This is a genomic window from Leisingera sp. ANG-M6, from assembly GCF_000813905.1.
Lineage (GTDB): Bacteria > Pseudomonadota > Alphaproteobacteria > Rhodobacterales > Rhodobacteraceae > Leisingera.
The window spans coordinates 163,638-181,470 of sequence record NZ_JWLG01000017.1 but is presented as its reverse complement, the minus strand read 5'-3'; the positions used below and the strand labels follow the sequence as shown (position 1 = coordinate 181,470).

General features: G+C 63.7%; 14 protein-coding genes. 6 read left to right on the top strand and 8 right to left on the bottom strand.

Going from position 1 to position 17,833, the window contains the following annotated elements:
- Positions 1-25 precede the first annotated feature (25 nt).
- Positions 26-547 carry a hypothetical protein gene (locus RA24_RS15935; RefSeq protein ID WP_019296232.1) on the bottom strand — a complete coding sequence of 174 codons (522 nt, stop codon included), beginning with the start codon at positions 545-547 and terminating at the stop codon, positions 26-28.
- 182 nt (positions 548-729) lie between these two features.
- On the opposite strand from RA24_RS15935, the gene hemB reads away from it, so the two are divergent.
- The gene (gene hemB / locus RA24_RS15930) at positions 730-1,728 is read left to right on the top strand and encodes a porphobilinogen synthase (RefSeq protein WP_039145827.1); all 999 of its coding nucleotides are present in this window, start codon (positions 730-732) and stop codon (positions 1,726-1,728) included.
- 150 nt (positions 1,729-1,878) lie between these two features.
- Positions 1,879-2,454 carry a lipid-binding SYLF domain-containing protein gene (locus RA24_RS15925; RefSeq protein WP_019296230.1) on the top strand — a complete coding sequence of 192 codons (576 nt, stop codon included), beginning with the start codon at positions 1,879-1,881 and terminating at the stop codon, positions 2,452-2,454.
- A gap of 92 nt (positions 2,455-2,546) precedes the next feature.
- On the opposite strand, the gene RA24_RS15920 is transcribed toward RA24_RS15925, so the two are convergent.
- Entirely contained in the window at positions 2,547-3,515 is a 969-nt protein-coding gene (locus RA24_RS15920; RefSeq protein ID WP_275041216.1) for an NAD(P)-dependent oxidoreductase, read from the bottom strand.
- Positions 3,516-3,539: 24 nt separating this feature from the next.
- On the opposite strand from RA24_RS15920, the gene RA24_RS15915 reads away from it, so the two are divergent.
- Positions 3,540-6,017 (top strand): penicillin acylase family protein, encoded by a 2,478-nt coding sequence (locus RA24_RS15915; protein ID WP_039192834.1) that lies wholly within the window; start codon positions 3,540-3,542, stop codon positions 6,015-6,017.
- Positions 6,018-6,078: 61 nt separating this feature from the next.
- On the opposite strand, the gene hflX is transcribed toward RA24_RS15915, so the two are convergent.
- From hflX to trkA, 4 genes are all read right to left on the bottom strand, one after another.
- Entirely contained in the window at positions 6,079-7,350 is a 1,272-nt protein-coding gene (gene hflX / locus RA24_RS15910) for a GTPase HflX (RefSeq protein WP_039192832.1), read from the bottom strand.
- On the bottom strand, positions 7,350-7,589 hold the full coding sequence (hfq, locus tag RA24_RS15905; protein WP_005611588.1) for an RNA chaperone Hfq: 240 nt from the start codon (positions 7,587-7,589) through the stop codon (positions 7,350-7,352). The genes hflX and hfq overlap by 1 nt, the downstream gene beginning before the upstream one ends.
- Before the next feature lie 119 nt (positions 7,590-7,708).
- The gene (locus RA24_RS15900) at positions 7,709-9,244 is read right to left on the bottom strand and encodes a TrkH family potassium uptake protein (protein ID WP_039192829.1); all 1,536 of its coding nucleotides are present in this window, start codon (positions 9,242-9,244) and stop codon (positions 7,709-7,711) included.
- Position 9,245: 1 nt separating this feature from the next.
- Positions 9,246-10,622 carry a Trk system potassium transporter TrkA gene (trkA, locus tag RA24_RS15895; RefSeq protein ID WP_039192826.1) on the bottom strand — a complete coding sequence of 459 codons (1,377 nt, stop codon included), beginning with the start codon at positions 10,620-10,622 and terminating at the stop codon, positions 9,246-9,248.
- A 113-nt stretch (positions 10,623-10,735) separates the two neighbouring features.
- Here trkA and RA24_RS15890 point away from each other — a divergent pair, with 113 nt between their 5' ends.
- The 3 genes from RA24_RS15890 (at position 10,736) to RA24_RS15885 (ending at position 14,015) form a co-directional block, all read left to right on the top strand.
- Positions 10,736-11,203 carry a hypothetical protein gene (locus RA24_RS15890; protein WP_029204818.1) on the top strand — a complete coding sequence of 156 codons (468 nt, stop codon included), beginning with the start codon at positions 10,736-10,738 and terminating at the stop codon, positions 11,201-11,203.
- Between the two features lie 329 nt (positions 11,204-11,532).
- On the top strand, positions 11,533-11,679 hold the full coding sequence (locus RA24_RS22550; protein ID WP_193747140.1) for a hypothetical protein: 147 nt from the start codon (positions 11,533-11,535) through the stop codon (positions 11,677-11,679).
- A complete protein-coding gene (locus RA24_RS15885) occupies positions 11,676-14,015 on the top strand; it encodes a caspase family protein (protein ID WP_052269612.1) in 2,340 nt (779 codons plus the stop codon). Before RA24_RS22550 ends, RA24_RS15885 begins: the two co-directional genes overlap by 4 nt.
- Before the next feature lie 44 nt (positions 14,016-14,059).
- On the opposite strand, the gene ntrX is transcribed toward RA24_RS15885, so the two are convergent.
- Positions 14,060-15,469 carry a nitrogen assimilation response regulator NtrX gene (ntrX, locus tag RA24_RS15880; RefSeq protein ID WP_039192820.1) on the bottom strand — a complete coding sequence of 470 codons (1,410 nt, stop codon included), beginning with the start codon at positions 15,467-15,469 and terminating at the stop codon, positions 14,060-14,062.
- Positions 15,466-17,748 (bottom strand): sensor histidine kinase NtrY-like, encoded by a 2,283-nt coding sequence (locus RA24_RS15875; RefSeq protein ID WP_039192816.1) that lies wholly within the window; start codon positions 17,746-17,748, stop codon positions 15,466-15,468. The genes ntrX and RA24_RS15875 overlap by 4 nt, the downstream gene beginning before the upstream one ends.
- Positions 17,749-17,833 lie beyond the last annotated feature (85 nt).

The following is a 17,833-nucleotide window of genomic DNA, read 5'->3' as shown; positions in this document are numbered from 1 at the left end:
ACTTCCTCCGGGATGGCCCCGGGTCTTACAGGGCTCCGATTGCCAGGTTCTGGTACATCCCCCAGAACGCCGTGACCAGAATGGAGACCGTTCCGACAAACTGAATGTAGAGACGGCAAAACGCCAGCCGCCTGCGCAGATCCTCCCCCGCGGCCTGCTCCCGCGCGATCCGGCGGGCAGTGAAAAAGCTGATCAGCCCCACAACCGACATCGGAAAGGCCAGCAGGAACACCGCCTGGGCGATCTCCATCAGATACACAAACCCAAGCGTCGCCAGTGCCGACAGCACGAAACAGGCCAGCGCCACAATCCACGGCCCCGAGACCTCAGCGATATAGAGCATCCGGTTCACGTTGACCCGGGTGATATCCTCCAGGTCCCGCTCCGCCTGGCCGCCGCGGCGGCGCGCCCGGTAGACCATGTCGTAAGGAACGCCCAGAATCCAATGGCTGGCAGAGGACCACAGGACAGCCAGCGAAATCCAGTACCACAGGTTGGAGAAAGACCGCAGGTCAATCATCTCATAGATAATTTCGAGAAGATCCACTCAAGCCCCCGTCTGCCGCTGCCGGCCCTTGGGGCCTTTTCTTGTAACCGGCCCTATATCAACCGGGAAGGGCCCGCAGGCAAGCCCGCAGGGCGCACAAGTTTCCCGGCGCGGCGAATGTGCCTCTTGTTCCCGGGGCGGCTTCCATGCCACCCATGGGCCAGCCAAAACGAGAGACCGCCATGAAGCCCACCGTCGCGCCCTTTCCCGCCGCCCGCCTGCGCCGCACCCGTGCCAGCCAGGCGATCCGCAACCTGGTGCAGGAAAACACCCTGACCCCGTCTGATTTCATCTGGCCGGTGTTTGTCCGCGACGGCGAAGGCCAGGAGGAGCCGGTTGCCTCAATGCCGGGCGTAATGCGCCGTTCGGTCGACAGGATTGCCGAGGCGGCGGTGGAGGCCCAGGCACTGGGTATTCCCGCCATCTGTCTGTTCCCCTACACCGATGCCTCGCTCAAGACCGAGGACTGCGCCGAGGCCTGGAACCCGGACAACCTGACCAACCGCGCCATCCGCGCCATTAAGGATGCGGCGCCGGAGATCGCGGTGATGACCGACGTGGCGCTCGATCCTTACAATATCAACGGCCACGACGGTTATGTGGTGGATGGCGAAATCGTCAACGACGCCACCGTCGAGGCGCTGGTCAAGATGACCCTGGCCCAGGCCGATGCCGGCGCCGACATCATCGGCCCCTCGGACATGATGGACGGCCGCATCGGCGCCATGCGCACCGGATTGGAGCAAGCCGGACACCACAATGTGGCGATCCTGTCCTATTCTGCCAAATACGCCTCAGCCTACTACGGCCCGTTCCGCGATGCGGTCGGCGCTTCCGGCGCGCTGAAGGGCGACAAGAAGACCTATCAGATGGACCCGGCCAACAGCGACGAGGCGCTGCGGCTGATCGAACGCGACCTGATGGAAGGCGCCGATATGGTTATGGTCAAACCCGGTATCGCCTATCTGGACATCTGCCAGCGGGTGAAATCGGCCTTTGGCGTGCCGACCTACGCCTATCAGGTCTCCGGTGAATACGCGATGATCCAGGCCGCGGCGCAAAACGGCTGGGTGGATGGCGAAAAGGTGATGATGGAAAGCCTGATGGCCTTCAAGCGCGCCGGCTGCAACGGCATCCTCACTTACTTCGCTCCCGCCGCGGCGCGTCTGCTGAACGGCTGAGCCCCCAAGCCAGGCCGTGATGATCACTTCAGCGGGAAGCCGCCAATATCTGCCTTTGCAGCGGATGACAGGCAGCGGTTTTCCGCGTATAACCCTGCCCAGAGCCGGACCAAACCGGCCTTGGAGCAATTCATTACAGGCACCTGAAAAATGAGCGATAATTCCTCTACCCGCATGACCCGCCGCGGTTTTGCCCTGACCGCTTTGGCCGGCGCAGGCGTGACTGCCGCCTGCGGCAACGGCGTCGGCAACACAAACGCAGCCACCATCGACGCCCGTGTCGATGCCACGCTGAACCACATGTACAACCAGTACCCCAATACCCGCACCCTGGCGGACAAGGCTTCCGGCATGCTGGTGATGCCGCTGGTGACTGAGGCGGGCTTTGTCTTTGGCGGCGCCTATGGCCGCGGTGCGCTGCGGATCAATGATGTGACCGTCGACTACTACGCCACCTATAAGGGCAACGCCGGCATTCAAATCGGCGCCCAGCAATACGCCCACGTGCTGTTTTTCATGACCCAGGACGCGCTGTCCGGCTTCCGCCGCTCGCAGGGCTGGGCGGCTGGCGCCGATGCCGAGTTTGTCATCATGAACGAAGGCGAGTCTTTGCGGGCCGATACCAATACGCTGACCTCGCCGGTGCTGGCCGTGGTCTTTGCCCAGGCGGGCCTGCGTGTGGGTGCCACCCTGGAAGGCACCAAATACACCCGTATCATTCCCTAAGCGGAAACAGGCGGCAGAACCCGCCTTTTCTTCTGGCTTGAAATATCCTCGCCGGAGGCATGGCCTTTCCAATTGGAAAGGCCACTTTCATGTCAGCCGTCCAGCTTGCGCAGCCGCTTGAACAGCGACGAGGTGTCCCAGCGCCCGCCGCCCATCTTCTGCACGTCCTTATAGTACTGATCCACCAGCGCCGTCACCGGCAGGCTGGCGCCATTGCGGTTTGCCTCATCCATGCAGATGCCCAGATCCTTGCGCATCCAGTCCACCGCAAAACCATGGTCGAAATGATCGTCCAGCATGGTTTCATGCCGGTTCACCATCTGCCAGCTGCCCGCGGCGCCCTGGCTGATCACTTCAACCACGGCGCGCCCGTCCAGGCCGGATTTTTCTGCAAAATGCAGCGCCTCGCTCAGGCCCTGCACCAGGCCCGCAATGGCTATCTGGTTGCACATCTTGGTCATCTGCCCGGCACTGCTGTCGCCAATGCGGCGGCAGATCTTGGCATAGGTGTTCATCACCGGCTCTGCGCGGGCATAGGCGTCTTCGTCACCGCCGCACATGACGGACAGCACGCCATTTTCCGCCCCTGCCTGGCCGCCGGAAATCGGCGCATCGACAAAGGCAATCCCCTGCTCCGCCGCAGCGCCGTACAATTCGCGCGTGACCTTGGCCGACACCGTGGTGTGATCGATAAAGACCGTGCCCTTGGCCATGCCGGCAAAGGCCCCGTCCGCGCCCAGGCAGACCGAGCGCAGGTCGTCGTCATTGCCGACACAGGCCATTACGAACTCTGCGCCTGAGGCCGCTGCCCGCGGGGTCGCCGCAAAGTGGCCGCCATGCTCCTTGGCCCAGGCCTTGGCCTTGGCCTCGGTGCGGTTGTAGACGGTGACCTCATGGCCCGCGGCCTGCAGGTGCCCCGCCATCGGATAGCCCATGACGCCAAGCCCCAGAAACGCGATTTTTGCCATCTGCTTTTCCCCTGATCTGTCTTCGCATATGTTGGCGCCAACCCTACCACCGCCGCCGCGGGGCGCAATCTGCCATGCGGCTGGAAATGACAAAAACCCAAGGGAAAACAACCGCTGATGGGACTTCTTTTCCGCTGGCTGCTGCGCCTTGCTGCGGGCCTGATTCTGCTGAGCGTTCTGGCCGCCGCACTGGTCTATTACCTCGCCTCGCAGTCGCTGCCCGAATACAACAAGGAACTGGCCCTGCCCGGCCTCTCTTCGCCTGTCGAAATCGTGCGCGACAACGCCAATGTCCCGCATATCTTCGGCAGCTTCGGTGCCAGTGATGAAGATGTCTATTTCGGCCTAGGCTACGCCCACGCGCAGGACCGTCTGTGGCAGATGGCAGTGATGCGGCGCACGGCACAGGGACGCCTGTCGGAAATCTTCGGCACCCGCACGGTGGAGACCGACACCTACCTGCGCCGCCTCGATCTCTACAATCTGGCGCGGCAGTCGGTGGAGGTGCAGTCGCCTGAGGCGATGGCCGCGCTCAAGGCCTATGCCGACGGTGTGAACGCCCGGCTGCTGGAGATCAACGAGGACGCATTGGGCCGCGGCGCGCCGGAAATGTTCCTGTTTCAGATGCCGCTAGCCCCTTGGCAGCCTGCCGACAGCATCGCGATCATGAAGCTGATGGCGCTGCAGCTTTCGGGCCATATGCGGGAAGAGATCCTGCGCGCCCGCACCTCGCTGGCGCTGAATGATGCGGACCGGATCCGGGACATCCTGCCGGACGCTCCCGGCAAAGGCGTGACCGCCCTGCCCGAATACGCCGAATTGGTACCGGGCGCCCGGCAATTTGCGGCTTCGCAGCCCTCAGGAAATGATAGTCTTCTGTTCCCGGTTGCCCCGCGCGGTCTCGCTGGCGCCTCCAACGCCTGGGCCGCCGCGCCCAGCCGCTCGGCAGCGGGCGGAACGCTGCTGGCAAACGACCCGCACCTCGGCCTCAGCGCTCCGGGTGTTTGGTATCTGGCGCGGCTGGAGCTGGGCACCGGTGGTGTGATCGGCGGCACCATCCCCGGCATTCCGGCGGTGATCACCGGCCGCTCCGACACTTTGGGCTGGGGGGTCACCTCCTCCTACATGGACGATCAGGACCTGTTCATCGAAAAGCTGAACCCCGAAAATCCGCAGGAATACCTGAGCGTTGACGGCTACAAGAAATTCGTCACCCGCCCCTCAATCATCAAGATCAAGGACGAGGCCCCCGTCACTCTGACCCTGCGCTGGACCGACAACGGCCCGGTGCTGCCCGGTTCCATGTTCAACCTGGCGGAAATCACCCCGCCCGGCCACGTGGTGTCGCTCGGCTGGACTGTGCTCAGCCCCAGGGACACCTCGATGAGCGCGACCATCGGTCTGATGCGCAGCGCCTCTGTGCAGGAGGCGATCATCGCAGGCGAAGATTTTGTTGCCCCGGCGCAGAACCTGACGCTGGCGGACAAGGACACAGTCGCGCTGAAAACCGTTGGCGCCTTCCCGCTGCGCCACGCAGACCACCAAAGCAAAGGGCGGATGCCCAGCCAGGGCTGGCGCCCGGAGAACCGCTGGCAGGGCCAGGCGCCCTATGCGGAAAACCCAGAGTTTGTTGCCCCTGCCGGCGGCATCCTGGGCAACACCAACAACAAGATCCTCGACCGCCCGTTCCCCAAACATGTCTCCTTTGACTGGGGTGATACCCAGCGCATCCACCGCTGGGAAAAGCTGATGCAGAACCGCGAGGTGCATACCCGCGACAGCTTTATCGAGGCGCAGCTGGACACCGTGTCCTACACCGCGCGCACCCTGCTGCCGCTGATCGGCGCAAACCTGTGGTTCACCGGCGAGGCTGCCCCCGCAGGCACCCGCGAACGTCAGCGCCAAATCGCCCTGACCCTGCTGTCGGAGTGGAACGGCGAGATGAACGAGCATCTGCCGGAGCCGCTGATCTATGCCGCCTGGCTGCGCGCGCTGCAGGCCCGTCTGATCACCGATGAGCTGGGACCGGTTGCCAAATCCTACCGCCATGTGGAGCCGCTGTTCATCGAGCGCGTCTTCCGCAACGTCGACGGTGCTGCCGCCTGGTGCGACGTGCGCCAGAGCGCGCCGGAGGAGAGCTGCACCGACATGGCCCGCCTCGCACTGGATGACGCGCTCATCTGGATCGAGGAGCGTTATGGCGACGCGCTGGAATCCCTGCGCTGGGGGGATGCGCATCAGGCGGTGCAGGACCATGCGGTGCTGGGCGACGTGCCGCTGCTGCGTTATTTCGTGAACATCCGCCAGTCCACCAGCGGCGGCGACAACACACTGCAGCGCGGTAAAAGCTCCGGCAAGGATCCCGACCCGTTCCAGAATATCCACGCTGCCGGCTACCGCGGGGTCTATGACTTTGCCGATCCGGACAGTTCTGTCTTCATCACCGCCACCGGCCAGTCCGGCCATCCGCTGTCGCGTTACTATGACGACATGGCCCAGCTGTGGCGCCGGGGCGAGTACATCCCGATGTCGCTGGACGAAGAACTGGCCCGCGCCGCGGCTGTCGGCATCACCCGGATCACCCCCCGCCAATAATAACGGGGCAAAAAAAAACGGGCGCTGCGGCGCCCGTTTTTCTGTCTGAATGGTGCAAGCTTCACAGCCTTTCGAACTTGGCCTTCTGCCGGTCGGTCCACAGCACGGTGATGTCAAACCCGGTCTCGGTTTGCTCCTCGCGCTGCACCAGATCCTCCTTGAACAGCCAGGCCCGCTGCTTGCCCTGCGCGAAGGTAAGCTGCAGCAGCTCCTCGTGCCGGACGCCCTGCAGCTTCTCCGCAATGTCGGCCAGCAGGCCGTCCAGCCCCTCACCTGTCAAAGCTGAGATTGCATGGATGCCTTCCTCGCGCTCAGCACGCTGACGGCGCGCGTCCGCCTCTTCCTCAGACAGCTGGTCCAGCTTGTTCCAGACCTCGATCCGGGCGCGGTTTTCGTCCACGCCCAGCGACGTCAGGATCGCCTCCACATCCTCTGCCTGCTCCTCGCTCTGGTCGTGGCTGATGTCGCGCACATGCAGGATCACATCGGCGGCTAGCACCTCTTCCAGCGTGGCGCGGAAAGCAGCGACCAGCTCTGTCGGCAGGTCCGAGATGAAGCCCACGGTGTCGGACAGGATCACTTCCGGCCCATCGGGGATCTGCACCCGGCGCATGGTCGGGTCCAGGGTGGCAAAGAGCATGTCCTTGGCCATCACCTCAGCGCCCGTCAGCCGGTTGAACAGCGTCGACTTGCCAGCGTTGGTGTAGCCCACCAGCGCCACAATCGGATAGGGGACCTTGGCGCGCGAGGCGCGGTGCAGCGTCCGGGTCTTCACCACCTTGTCGAGCTGCCGGCGCAGCCGCACCAGCTGGTCGTCGATGGCACGCCGGTCAGCCTCAATCTGGGTTTCGCCGGGTCCGCCGACAAACCCCAGGCCGCCGCGCTGGCGCTCCAGGTGGGTCCAGGCCCGCACCAGCCGCGTCCGCTGATAGCTGAGCGCCGCCATTTCAACTTGCAGCACGCCTTCACGCGTCGCTGCACGGTCGGAGAAGATCTCCAGGATCAGCCCGGTCCGGTCGAGAATCTTGACCTTCCAGGCCTTCTCCAGGTTGCGCTGCTGCACGGGGGAAACCGGCCCGTCGATCAGGACCAGTTCAATTTCATTCGCCTTCAGGATGCCTGCCAGCTCTTCGATCTTGCCGGAGCCGAACAGCATTCCTGGATGCGCCTTGGGCAGGCGCACCACGTTTGATCCGATCACCTCAAGATCGGGCAAGGCCGCTGCCAGCGCAACGGCCTCCTCAAGCGCGGGAGCAGCCTCGCGGCGCCCGCTGTCTGATTTGATTTCCGGATGCAGGACCCAGGCGCGGGTCTGCTTCCTGTCATGCTCCATCAATTGGAGTCTTCACCCTCATAGAGACTGATCGGCTGGGCTGGCATGATGGTCGAGATCGCGTGTTTATAGACCAGCTGCGACTGTCCGTCGCGGCGCAGCAGCACGCAGAAGTTATCGAACCAGGTGATCACACCCTGCAGTTTGACCCCGTTGATCAGAAAGATTGTAACCGGAACCTTGGTTTTGCGAACGTGATTCAGGAAGGCATCCTGAAGATTCTGTCTGTCCGAAGCCATTTTTATTATCTCGCCTTTGTTCTTGCCACGCGCTGCGGACCAGCACGCACGTTAAAATTCAGTATGAACAAAGAAAATATAAGTTTCCACCCGAAAAACACTTTTCACTGCCAAGGCGGTCAGCTGCGCCAGAGGTTCGGGGACAGCAGCGCGATAAAGGCCAGGGTTTCCAGCCGCCCCAGCACCATGGCGACACACAGGATCAGCTTGGCCGGGTCGGTCAGCAGGTTCAGCACAATCGGCGTGCTGCTGGCGCTTTCGGTCAGCGGGCCAGTAGTCGACAGCGCGGCAATTGCCAGCACAAGGGACTGCTCGAAGCTGGAGCCGACGGCGGCCAGCGCAGTGCTGACCAGCGCCAGCGACAGGGCAAACAGCATGAAAAAGATCCAGGCAACAAAAGCCCCGTTTTTCTGCAGCCGCTTGGTGCGGTCGCCCTCGCCGCTCACTGAACTCGGGTGCACCAGCCGCTCCATTTCGCGCAGCCCGTTGAGGTAGAGTGCGTAAACCCGCAGCAGCTTGACCCCGCCGGCCGTTGTCGCCACGCCGCCGCCGAATACCGCCAGCCCAAGCAGGATCATGCCCGGCGTTTCCAGCCCGGACCAGGTGCGGGCCGCCTCCCAGTGAACACTCTCGAAGCCGGTGGTGGACAGGAAAGACATCACCGTGAACACCGTCCCCCACAGTGCCCTCAGCGCCTGCAGCAGATCCTCGCCTGCGTCCACTTCATAAGCCGCCACCCAATGGCGCAGGAACAAAAGCAGCGGCACACCAAAGACGATCAGCAGACCGGTTCGGAATTCCGGGTCCTTGTCCAGCCGCCCCTGCCCGGATGTCACCGTGTCGCTGGAGAAAGTCAGCCGTGACAGCGCGAAGAACATAAACAGGAACATGACCATCTCGCCAGCAATGCCGCTGCCTGCGTTCTCGACCCCGCCAGTTGCGGAAATGCCCGAGGTCGCCATCACCGACATCGCATGGCTAAGGCCTGCAAGCGCTTGCTCGCCTGTGATCATCAGGAGCAGCCACAGAACCATCGTCAGCCCGGCATAGACCGGCGCAAGCGTGCGTGTGACAAGCACCAGCTGGCGCCGCGGGTCCGCCCGCTCCATATGGCCAGGCCCCGCAGTGCCGCCGCCCGGCTCCCCCTTGGCGGTGACCTCGAACCCGCCCAGCGACATTGGTGCCAGCACGGCTGAGGCTGCTACCCACATCAATAGCCCGCCCATCCAGCCGACCATGGCCCGCCACAGGTGCACGCTGGGCGGCAGGCGGCCGGGATCGGCCCAGATATCGGCACCGGTGGTGGTGATGGCGCTGATCATGTCGAAATAGGCATTCACATAGCGGGTGCTGACCAGCGCATCCTGCACCGGCACTGCCAGGAACAGCGGCAGAACCGTGAAGGTCGCCAGCAGTGACAAAAGCTGCCCCGGCATCCCGTAGCGCGGCACCCGGTTGCCCATCGACAGGGCAATCAGCACCACTAGGATCAGCCCGGCCAGGCCGGAGTAGAAAAAGCTCTGCGATGTGTGATGGTCGTCCAGCACCAGCGCATGAATGGCCGGCAGCCACATCGCCAAGGAAGCGATGCCCCAGATCAGCAGGAACAGCGGCAGGCGCAGGACGCCAATGGGGGCTTGGACCACGCGGCGCATGCTAGAAGTAGTCGATCGACACCTGCAGGAGCCGCTCCACCTCGGGCACGTCGTCCGCCATTGCAAACAGCGCGATCACGTCGCCTTCCTCGATCCGGGTTTCACCCGACGGGCGCAGCATCTCGCCGCCCTTCAGAATGCCGCCAACCAGCACGCCCTCGGGAAAGTCCGTCTCGCGGATCATCTGCCCGGCAATCGGCGAGGTCGACAGCACCTCGGCCTCGATCATCTCTGCCTCTGCGTCGCCCAGCGAGTAGACCTGCCGCACCCGGCCATAGCGGATGTGGCGCAGGATGGAGCTGACAGTGGTGGAGCGCGGGTTGATATAGGCGTCAATCCCGAGGTGCGGCAGCAGAGGTACCAGAGTCGGGTCATTGATCAGCGCAATTGCCAGCGGGCAGCCTTCGGCCTTGGCGCGCACTGCCGCCAGCATGTTGACCTTGTCGTCGTCGGTCACCGCCAGCAGCGCGTCGGCCTTGTCGATGCCCGCCTCGATCATCAGCGAGCGGTCCAGACCGTCTCCGTTCAGCACGATTGTGCGCTCCAGCGCCTCGGCGGCGCGTTCGGCGCATTTGCGGTCCCGCTCGATCACCTTGGCCCGGATCCGGGACGTACTGGCCTCCAGCGCCTTTGCCACTTCCAGCCCAACGTTGCCGCCGCCGACTACAACCACCCGGTCCTGGCGTTTCTCTTTCTTGCCGAACACCTCGATGGTGCGCGGCACGTCGTCCACATGCGAGAACACATAGCAGCTGTCGCCCACGAACAGCTGGTCGCCCGGCTCCGGTGCAAACAGGGTTCCATCGCGGCGGACCCCCACCACAATTGCACGCAGCGTAGAAAACAGGTCCGTCAACTGGCGCAGCGGCGTGTTTACCACCGGGCATTCGGCATCAATCTGGATGCCCAAAAGCTGCGCCTGGCCGCCCATGAAGGTCTCGGTATCAAAGGCGGCTGGCGCCGACAGCCGCTGCATCGCCGCCGCGGCAACCTCCCGCTCCGGGCTGATCACTACGTCAATCGGCAAATGCTCGCGCTGGTACAGATCGGAATAAATCGCGGTCAGATAGCTCTTGGCCCGCAGCCGCGCGATCTTGCGCTGAACCTTGAAGACGGAATGCGCCACTTGGCAGGTCACCATGTTGACCTCATCCGAGTGGGTGGCGGCGATGATCATGTCCGCATCCCGTGCCCCGGCCCGGTCCAATACGTCCGGATAAGAGGCAAAGCCGTGAATGCCCTGCACGTCCAAAGTGTCGGTCGCCCGCCGCACCAGCTCCGCATTGCTGTCAACCACCGTGACATCATTGTGCTCACCGGACAGGTGCCGGGCGATCTGCCAGCCGACCTGGCCCGCGCCGCAGATAATGACCTTCATTTACATGTCCCTTGGCGGAGTTTCGGGCAGAGATTTGTCCGATGTGAATGACAGATGCCGCTTTCACGGTCAAATTAATTGTAACTTCCTCAGTTTGCGGCCATTCTTTCACCATGCGACGGAGTTTGACAGTCACGGCAGCCGCTGTTTTGCTGGCCTTCGCAACGGCCTGCGGACCGCTGCCGGTCTACTACAAGCAGGGGGCAGAGGTTTCCCGCCTGCAAAGTGATGAGCTGACCTGCGCCACCCAGGCACTGAAAGACGCCCCTGTCGCAAATGAAATCCGGCAGCATCCCCCTGTCTTCTACCCGGGCAGGCAGGTCTGCCACGGCGGCAAGTGTTACTACCGGCCTGGATACTGGGTGGACGGCGGCATTTACACAGTCGACGTGAACAAGCCCCTGCGCAAACGGCTGGAAAAATCCTGCATGGCCTCGAAAGGCTATCAGCAAATTGCGCTGAAGCGCTGCACCCAGCGCAACGCGGCAGTGCCCGCAGGGCCGCGGCTGGCCCCCTTGAGCGAAGCTTCCTGCGCGCAGCGGAACCGGGATGGCAGCATTGTCATCCGCACCGGCGGCTAGGAAATCCAGTCTCCCCGCGGACCTGAGCGGCAAATTTGCGGCAGGACAGTTTTGATTTGCGGCCTAAGATCAAGTAGGCTGAACACCGATTGTTTTATTTGCAACCAGTATTCTCAATAGAGAAAGGTACCCGATGCGGATTCATTTCCTGTTTGCAGCGCTGCCCTTGGCAGCCGTCACTGCGGCCTGTGAACCAACGGCTCCGATAGCGCCGCCGCCTTCAGCCGCACCGGCCCCTGCTCCCGCAACCTACAGTGCGCCTGCCACGCGGCCTGCGTCCGCGACTTCAACTGCTCCTGTACCGGCTCCAGCACCGGCGGCGCCAGCCATTGAACCCGTTGGCCCGCCGGGCGGTGGCGGCGCTGGTGCCGGCGGCGGCGGCGGTGGTTCCGGCGGCGGTGGTGGCGGCTCCGGCGGCGGTGGTGGCGGCTCCGGCGGTGGCGGAGGCTGGGGTTAACCCCCTGTCCTCGCCATGACAGCCCTTCCCCCCCTTCATCCAGCGATTGCAGCCGCGTTGCTGGCCTTTGCGCTGCCACCAGCGTCAGCGCAGGCGGCCTATGAAACCAGCGAACGGGGTGCCGCCCCGGAAACCGCCATCGTCATCGGCATCCAGGATTACGACCACGTCAGCGATCTGACCAATACCCGCAAGGACGCTGAGGCGATGGCCGGGATGCTCAAGTCCTTCGGGTATACCGTCTACGAGGGCTACGACCTGGACAAACGCGGCTTTGAGGCGCTGCTGCGCCAGGCCGCGCTCAACATCCGCGATGGCAGCCAGGTGTTTTTCTATTACGCAGGCCACGGCATCCAGCTGGGGCGGCGTAACTATCTGCTGACCAGCGATGCGGAGCTTTCGGGCATTCACGATCTGCCGTTCCAATCGGTGACGCTGGACCGCGTGTCCGCCATTCTGGGCGGCAAGGCCGGGAGCCAGATCCTGATGCTGGATTCCTGCCGCGACAATCCGGTGCCGCAGGCCAAGCTGAACGCCGAGGTCGGTGCCCAGCTCTATGAGGCGCGCGAAGGTTTTGACGTGTTCCGCCCGCCGCTGAACACACTGGTGGCGTTTTCCACCTCCCCCGGCGCCACCGCACTGGATGGGGAGCCAGGCAGCAACAGCCCCTACACTGCCTCTGTCGTGCGGCATTTTCCCGACAACCCCAATGAGGACGCGATGACCGTGCTGGCGGCCATCCGCAGCGATGTCTACAGCGCCACCGGCAACACCCAGGTGCCCTGGGAAAGCTCCACCTTGATGCAAAAGATATATCTGCGCCCCGCCGAACGGTCGCTGAATGTCGCTGCAGCGGAGCCGGAGGCCACCACGGAACCTGCTCCTGCCAGCCTCGACCAGATCCCGGCAGAGCTGTCTTTGAAAGTGCCGCTTGGCCGGGCCTTGGAACTGGCGCCGGAAATCAGCCCCTACGTCCAGGCCGGCACCAAGGTGTCGATTGTTGAGACACCCTCCGCAGGCGTGACCTCGCTGCGGTCCGGAGAGGGAAGCGCCCTCAGCCTCAGCTATGCGCCCAAGCTGACTGAGCTGCCCGCCCGCAAGGACGGCGGCCAGGTCCGCAAGGACCGGATGGTGCTGCGGCTGGCGCAGGCAGACACGGTGCGCGACGTCACCGTCAACCTGGAGATGATTGCCCGCCAATGCGATCTTGAAGCAGGCGACCTGCTGGATCCGCAAGGCGTCGGCCTGTTCCGCTTTCCCAATGAAATCGACCTCAAGGCAGCGGAAACCGCCTGCCGCGAGGCCGTCGAGGCGGCGCCAGACCTCGGGCGGCTGCATTATCAGCTGGGCCGCGCCCTGCAGGGCCAGGGCCGCCTGATGGAGGCCTACGAAGCCTTTGAGAAGGCAGCGGAACTGGGCCATGTCCGCGCCTATAACGCGGTCGCCTACCTGCATGTCACGCCGAATGTCGACCGCGAAACCGTGCCGATCCCCTACAATCCTGACAAGGCATTTTCCCTGTGGGACAAGGGGATCGAGGCCGGCGACCCGTTTTCGATGCATGCCCGCGGCAAGCGGCTCCTGCGCAAGAACGGAACGGCGGAGGAGAAACAGCGCGGCTTTGACCTGCTCAGCCGCGCGGTTGAACTGGGCCATACCTATGCGCTGAACGAACTGGGGGTGTTCTTCCTGTGGAGCGGCGATGAACTGGCGCAGCCGGAGCGCGGGCTGACCTATCTGGAAGCCTCCGCCGGGCGCGGCGACATCTACGGCACGGCCAACCTGGGCTATGTCTACCGGGATGGCGGCGCTGGCAAGGCGGTGGACAAGGAAAAAGCCCGCGCGCTGTTTGCCGAGGCCGCCCAGCTGGGCCATCCGCATGCCCCGGGTGAGATCGGCAGGATGATCATGAACGGCGATCTGCCCGGCAGCGATGCCGCCGAGGCGCTGGAATGGTATGACATGGGGCTTGCCCGCGGCGACGCTTGGGGCGGCGCCAACGGTGCTTGGGTTGCGCTGAACCGGCTGGGAGACCGCATTCCGGCCCATGCCGCTGCGGCGCGGGCCGGCAAAGCAATGGCGCTGAACGACCCGGATGCACGTGCCGCCGCACGGGAGCTGCTGGCGGGTATGAGCGCGGCTGACGTCGCCGCCGCTACCCAGTCCGTCCTGCGCGGGCTCGGCTCCAGCATTGCCGTTGACGGCCAGTTCGGCCCGGCCTCACGCCGGGAACTGGCCAACTGGGCCCGCCAGGCTGGTCTGCCCGCAACGGTTCCGGAGGACGCCATCAGCCAGCTTCAACTGGCAGCACAGGTCCATTTCGCACTGAACCCGATCCGCCAGGACCTGTTCTGATACCAAAGCGCGCCCGGAGCTTTCCGGGCGCGCGGGGGCCATTCTTAGGCCTGTTCTTCTTCGGCTTCCACATGCGCCACCCGGGCGCCCGCCTTGTTGGAAGTGACCACCCCCAGCGACTTCAGCTTGCGGTGCAGTGCTGAGCGTTCCATGCCGACAAAAGACGCCGTGCGGCTGATGTTGCCGCCAAAGCGGTTGATCTGGGTCAGCAGGTATTCGCGTTCAAACGCCTCCCGCGCCTCGCGCAGCGGCAGGGTCGCCAGCGCGCCGGACAGCACCACCCGGCCTTCCTCCTGCGGCTTTTCTTCCTCGCGCGGCAGATCCTTGGCCTCAATCGGGCCGCTGCCGTCACCCAGGATCAGCACCCGCTCCACCAGGTTTTTCAGCTGGCGCACATTGCCCGGCCACAGCATGGTCTGCATCAGCGCCACGGCCTCATCTGTCAGCTCGCGCAACGGCAGGCCCTGGGCCTCGTTGAACTGGGCGATGAAATGGCCCGCCAGCAACGGGATATCCTCGCGCCGGTCCGCCAGCGAGGGCACCGCCACCGGCACCACGTTCAGCCGGTGATACAGCTCCTGGCGGAACGTGCCGGCCTCGATCTCGGCATCCAGATCCTTGTTGGTGGAGGACACCACCCGAAGGTCGACTTTGATCTTGTCCGAACCGCCGACCCGCTGGAACTGCTGGTCCACCAGCACCCGCAGGATCTTGGACTGGGTGCCCAGCGGCATGTCAGCAACCTCGTCAAAGAACATCACGCCGCCATGCGCCTGCTCCAGCAGCCCCGGCTCCACACCGCGCTCCGAGGATTCGCGGCCGAACAGAACCTCTTCCATCCGGTCCGGTTCAATGCTGGCGCAGTTCACGGTGACAAAGGGCGCAGAGGCGCGGTTTGAATTGGCGTGGATATAGCGCGCTGCAATCTCCTTGCCGCTGCCCGCCGGGCCGGTCAGCATCACCCGGCCATTGGATTTCGTCACCTTGTCGAGCTGGCTGGTCAGGGTGCGGAACGCCGCAGAGGTACCGATCATCTCTGCCGGCCCGGTGTCCTTGCGCTTCAGATCGGTATTCTCCCGGCGCAGGCGCGAGGTTTCCATCGCACGCCGGATCACCACCATCAGCTGGTCGATGTTGAAGGGCTTCTCGATGAAGTCATAGGCGCCCTGCTTGATCGCCGCGACCGCGATTTCAATGTTGCCATGGCCGGAAATGATCACCACCGGAATATCCGGCGTGTCCCGCTTCACCGCCTTCAGGATGTCGATCCCGTCCATCTGGCTGTCCTTCAGCCAGATATCCAGGATCATCAGGGCCGGCTGGGACTCTTCCAGCCGTGCCATGCATTCGTCGGAACTGCCCGCCTTGCGGGTGGCATAGCCTTCGTCCTCAAGAATGTCCGAGACCAGTTCGCGGATGTCGCGCTCATCATCTACAATCAGAATGTCACTCATGTCAGACCTGCTTTCACTGTGCTCTTGTTAGGCGCCGCCGCTTTCTGGGCTGCGGCGGGCAGGCGGATCACCGCCATTGCGCCGTTATGCGCGTGTCCCTCGAACACCGGGGCATCTTCCAGCGTCAGCGTGCCCCCGTGCTCTTCGATGATTTTCTTGACGATCGGCAGCCCCAGCCCGGTGCCAGCATCCCGCGTGGTCACATAAGGCTCGAACAGCCGCGCCCGGTCTTCCGGCAGACCGATGCCATTGTCCGCAATCCGGACCTCATAGGCAGTGCCTGCCTGTTGGACCGACACCCGGATTTCCGGCACCAGCCCCTCCGGAGCGCCCTTTTGCTGCAGGCTTTCAATGGCTTCACCTGCGTTCTTGATCAGATTGGTCAGCGCTTGGCCAATCATGGTGGCATCCAGATCCGAGGGCATCTCCGCCTTGGGCAGATCCGCCTTGATCAGGACATCCGGCTGGCCCTGCTGCTGCAGGATCACCGCGTCCCGCACCAGTTTCACCAGATCCTCCTCGCGCCGTTCCGGTTCCGGCATGCGGGCGAATTTCGAAAACTCATCGACGATCCTGCGCAGATCATTGGTCTGGCGCACGATCACGTCAGTCATGGATTGGAGCTGATCGCTGTTCTCCTCGCCCAGCTTGGGGGCGAACTTGCGCTTGATGCGTTCGGCGCTCAGCTGGATCGGGGTCAGCGGGTTCTTGATCTCATGGGCAATGCGGCGGGCCACATCACCCCAGGCCGCCATCCGCTGGGCGCTGACCAGATCGGTCACATCATCAAAGGCCACCACATAACCTTCCAGCCTGCCCTCGCCGGAGCGGCGCGGCGACATTCTGACCAGCAGGTTCTCCAACTGGCCTTGGCGGGTCACCTTGATCTCTTCCTGTACCACCTCGGCACCGGTCTCGATCAGCTCTGCAAACAGCGGTCCGAACTCAGGCACCGCAACGGCCAGCGCCAGCGATTGCTGATCCTCCTGCCAGTCCAGCAGCCGTTCGGCAGAGCGGTTCACGAAGGTCACCCGGCCGTCAGCATCAAGGCCAACCACGCCGGAGGTCACGGAGGACAGAACCGAGTCGAACAGCCGCCGCCGCCGTTCAATCTGGCGGGTGTTGTCCAAGAGCCTGCCGTGCTGGGCCTTCAACTCCCGGGTCATCTGGTTGAAGTACTGGCCGAGCTGGGAAATCTCGTCACCGCCGTCCTCAATCGGCACCTGCACATCCAGATTGCCGGCCCCGACCCGCTGCGCCGCCACTGTCAGCCGCCCGACCGGGCGCGACAGCCGTTCTGCAAACCACATGCCCAGCCACATCGCGGCCAGGATCAGGATCACCGCAAACCCAATATACAAGAGCGCAAATTCAAACAGCACCCTTCCCCGTTCGCTTTCCAGCTGCTGGTACAGATGCGCAGTTTCCTGGGTGTCATCCAGCAGGTTCAGCAGCTCGCCGTCCACGTCCCGGCTGATATACAGGAACCGGTCGACAAAAGCGTCCAGCCGCACCAGTGCGCGAAACTCGCTGTTGTCCCAGTCCTCGATCAGCAGCAGACCGTCTTCGCGGGCAGCCCCGAGCTGCCGCTCGCTGGGCTTTTCGAAATCGAACTCATAAGACCGCTCGCCGCGCGCACGGATCAGCCCTGCGCTGTCAACAATATAGGCCTCGCGCAGTCCCCGCTGAACCTGCAACTGGCCTTGGGCCAGCACCAGCCGCAGTTCGGCATCGTTGATGAAAAAACTGCGCGACCGGCTGCTGTCGAGGTAGCGTGCCAGCGCTCGGGCATCCTCGGTCAGATCACCTTTCTGCTGCGACTGATAGGCTTCTGCAGCCTCCAGCGAGCTGCCAATCACCTGCCGCACCCGCTGCGAGAACCAGCCCTCAAGCCCGACATTCACGGTCAGCACCGCAAAGACCGCGACGATCACAGTGGGGATCAGCGCCAGGAACCCAAAGGCCCCGATCAGCCGCAGGTGCAGCCGGGAGCCCGCCGATTTCGACCGCCGCGCTGCAAACAGGCGCACGATCTGCGCCATCACCAGCGCTGCAATGGTCAGGATGTAAACGAGGTCGGCCAGCAGAATCAGCCGCAGCGACCTGGACGAGGCCCCCTGCCCCAGCGGGCCGATGATAAGAAACGTCGCCAAGGCCAGCACCGGACCCAGCAGAACCAGTCCGATGGTGCCGATATTGCGCGCCCGGCGGGTTCTCCGCCACCGGTCCAAGGCCGCAAACGGCCCGTATGCCGCCCTCAGATGTGACTTATGCGCCACTTACTGCCCTCATCCTGATGTGCGACTCTTTGCGAGTCACCGCCATATCTCGTGGTCCTGCCTAGGAAATTTACAGCAGGGCCAC